Genomic DNA, 3,034 nt, shown 5'->3' on the forward strand with positions numbered 1-3,034 from the left:
TCTTCCAGAAAGATGGGTCCAAAAACACATGACGGTGGATGGACTTCGAACCCAAATGGAACTTAAAGGTATTCCCTGCCTGCCGTTGCAGGAAATACGACCGACCCGGAAGCAGATGGTCGTATCCCGAGGTTTTGGAAAAGTAGTCGAAGTCCGGGAGGAATTGGAAGAAGCTTTGTGTGACTATGCAACTTTAGCTGCCTGGAGATTACGCCGAGAAGGATTGGCTGCTAAGACCATAAGCATATTCATCATGACCAGTCCTTTTCGCCCCGGTCCTCAATATGCCAATATTGCTACCGCCAGATTCCCAGAGGCTACCAACTCCACGGTGGCTTTTATCCGAGCAATACGGGAAATCCTGCCCCGAATTTATCGTTCGGGATACGCCTACCGAAAAGCCGGGGTTATTCTTCCTGAACTTTGTAATGAAAAATTGATCCAAGGAAACCTTTTTGTTTCTTTCTTGGAACGGAAAGAGCAGCGGTTGCTACAGGCGATCGACAAAATCAACGACCGGTGGGGGCGGGAAGTGGTCCATTTTGGAGCAACAGGACTGGCACAACCCTGGGCAATGCGTCGGGAAAGGCTTTCTCCCTGCTTTACCACCAACTGGGGAGAGCTTCCGGTGGCTTATGTGTCGTGAGAAACTGAATCAAGCCTTTAAAAAAAATATTTAAAAGAATGGAGGAATGCAATTAGTTTGTATCCAAAAGAGCATTTGGAGAAGGATACGCTATAATATGAACCAATCATTGGAACCGAAATTTGAGAACTAAAAAATGAAGATTATTTTAGCTAATAAAGGAGAGTTGCACATGGAGCAACGAATATTGGAAAATATACCCTTTAATGTGGATCGAGGTACCCTATTCGAAACGTATCATATTGAAGAGGGAAGCGACGATTCAAAACGAATTGACCAGTTAATCGCCGAAGCCGAAAAGATTGCCAAGCCGAAAGCAATATATAAACTTTCAACTATTGATGAAAAAACTGAAAATACCGTAATTATAGACCAAACGAAATTTACCAGCCGAGTGCTTCGGGTAAACCTGGACGAAGTTCATCGAGCATTTCCTTTTATTGTAACCTGTGGAATGGAGCTTGAAGAATGGTCATTGATAATAACCGATATGATGGAGCAGTTTTGGGTGGACTCCATTAAAGAGCAAGCTGCCTTGCAAGCTTATCAAGCAGTTCAGAGCGAACTCGAAGATCGCTACCGGTTGGGGATGACCTCGACCATGAATCCGGGATCTTTGGAGGATTGGCCGATGAAGGAACAAGTAGCACTTTTTTCGCTATTTGGAGATCCTAAAAAACTTATCGGAGTTACATTAACCGATAGTTTTTTGATGGTTCCAATTAAATCGGTTTCCGGGGTTATTTTCCCAACCAATAGCAAATTTGAAAGTTGTCAACTTTGTCCCAGAAAAAATTGCCCGGGAAGAAGAGCTCCTTACGATCCCGGGCTTGGTGAATCAAAGTATAGCTTTGGTAATAAGTAGCGACATATAGGTCTCCCCTTTTGGTAAAGGGGGAAAAAGGAGGATTTCAAAAGCCTAGGTAAGAATCAAAATCCTTCCCAATCTCCCTTTTTCTAAAGGCAGAAGTCTTTTTAGTAGTTTTTATTATTAAATTTTTACTTATTATTTATTAAAGGATATACAGGATAAAAAAACCTAAAAGATGGGATCCTCACGGCTTCTAAATACGAAGCCTCAGGATGACGGAGGTGTAGATGGGATCCTCAAGGCTTCTGAATACAAAGCCTCAGGATGACAGATTAAAGATACACCCCTTAATCCCCCTCAATGGGGAAATTAAAAAGTGAAACCTCAAGACAACATATGCGGTGTTAGGTGAGGTTCTCACATCCTTAAATGATGAGAAGGCAAGGGAGAATGTTGAAATTTTTTAAGAATTGATCGGTTCATTCGTGATATAATTTTTTACAATGTAAACAATTAAAATGGGGTGGCTCAATTGATAGATGAACTTAACAAAGAAAAATTACTTCATAGAATTGTTGTTGACCCTAAGGTTTGCCATGGGAAAGCACATATAGCTGGTACTCGAGTTATGGTTTCGGTTATTTTAGATAACCTGGCTTCAGGACTTAGCCCAGATGAAATTCTATTAAGTTATCCATCATTGGTAATCGAAGATATCCATGCCGCGCTTGCTTATGCAGCCCTTCTTAGCAAGGAGCGAATCGAAGTTCCACTCTAAGATGATAAAACTAAAAATTGATGAAAATCTTCCAAAAGAAGTAGCTCAACATTTTAACCAGAGGGGAAGAAATGCGCAAACAGTTTTGGATCAAAATCTCAAAGGATGTACAGATGAGATCTTGCTTAGAATTTGCCAGGAGGAAAAGCGAATATTGGTTACACTAGACTTAGATTTTTCGAATATTACCCTCTATCCGCCGGGAACTTATGAGGGGATTATTGTGTTTCGGGTTAAAAACCAATCAAAAAATACTATATTATCATTAATACCAATGATTGATAAAATGCTTGATAAAGAAAAACTCAGAGGAAAATTGTGGATTGTTGAAAAAGAAAGAATAAGAATACACGAACCATTTAATAGTTGATGGAAAGTTTTCTAATTATTAACAATAAATCGTTGAATAACTTAACATTAAGTTTTTGATTAATAATTTAAAATTAGCACAAAAAAAGCCTGGTCTAAGTAAAAACCAAATCAAAAAATAGTGATATTGAGTTAGCATTCTTTAACGGCTAATTTTGCTTCTTTTGGCTCTACGGATTTTAATATTAAAAAAATTGTTGATTTTAATTAATGACCTCTGACCCCCATGCCATTAGGTGTATAAGACAGCAAAATCCAAGACTCGACATACTATGTCATACTGCTATATTAAAAAAAGAGCAGACGCAATAAATTGGCAGCTCAATCAAAATCCTTCACAATCTCCCTTTGTCTAAAGACACAAGTCTTTTTCCTAGTTTTTATTATTTAATGTTTTACTTATTATTCATTACTCGGTATACAGGATAAA

At 38.8% G+C, this 3,034-nt stretch carries 4 protein-coding genes; all 4 read left to right on the top strand.

Translation table 11 applies throughout. The features are described from left to right. A partial coding sequence (locus tag PLK24_RS08275; RefSeq protein WP_324478074.1) for a DUF4113 domain-containing protein occupies positions 1-646 on the top strand: 646 nt, incomplete at its 5' end. Positions 647-818: 172 nt separating this feature from the next. Beyond that, positions 819-1,511 carry a vitamin B12 dependent-methionine synthase activation domain-containing protein gene (locus PLK24_RS08280; RefSeq protein WP_324478076.1) on the top strand — a complete coding sequence of 231 codons (693 nt, stop codon included), beginning with the start codon at positions 819-821 and terminating at the stop codon, positions 1,509-1,511. A gap of 478 nt (positions 1,512-1,989) precedes the next feature. Next, the gene (locus PLK24_RS08285) at positions 1,990-2,235 is read left to right on the top strand and encodes a DUF433 domain-containing protein (RefSeq protein WP_324478078.1); all 246 of its coding nucleotides are present in this window, start codon (positions 1,990-1,992) and stop codon (positions 2,233-2,235) included. 1 nt (position 2,236) lies between these two features. Next, positions 2,237-2,605 (top strand): DUF5615 family PIN-like protein, encoded by a 369-nt coding sequence (locus tag PLK24_RS08290; RefSeq protein ID WP_324478080.1) that lies wholly within the window; start codon positions 2,237-2,239, stop codon positions 2,603-2,605. Positions 2,606-3,034 lie beyond the last annotated feature (429 nt).

The sequence above is a fragment of the Atribacter sp. genome, assembly GCF_035418125.1.
GTDB lineage: Bacteria > Atribacterota > Atribacteria > Atribacterales > Atribacteraceae > Atribacter > Atribacter allofermentans.

Coding starts and splice junctions, on each gene's coding strand:
- PLK24_RS08280 (WP_324478076.1), top strand. CDS start 819: ATGGAGCAACGAATATTGGAAAATATACCCTTTAATGTGGATCGAGGT.
- PLK24_RS08290 (WP_324478080.1), top strand. CDS start 2,237: ATGATAAAACTAAAAATTGATGAAAATCTTCCAAAAGAAGTAGCTCAA.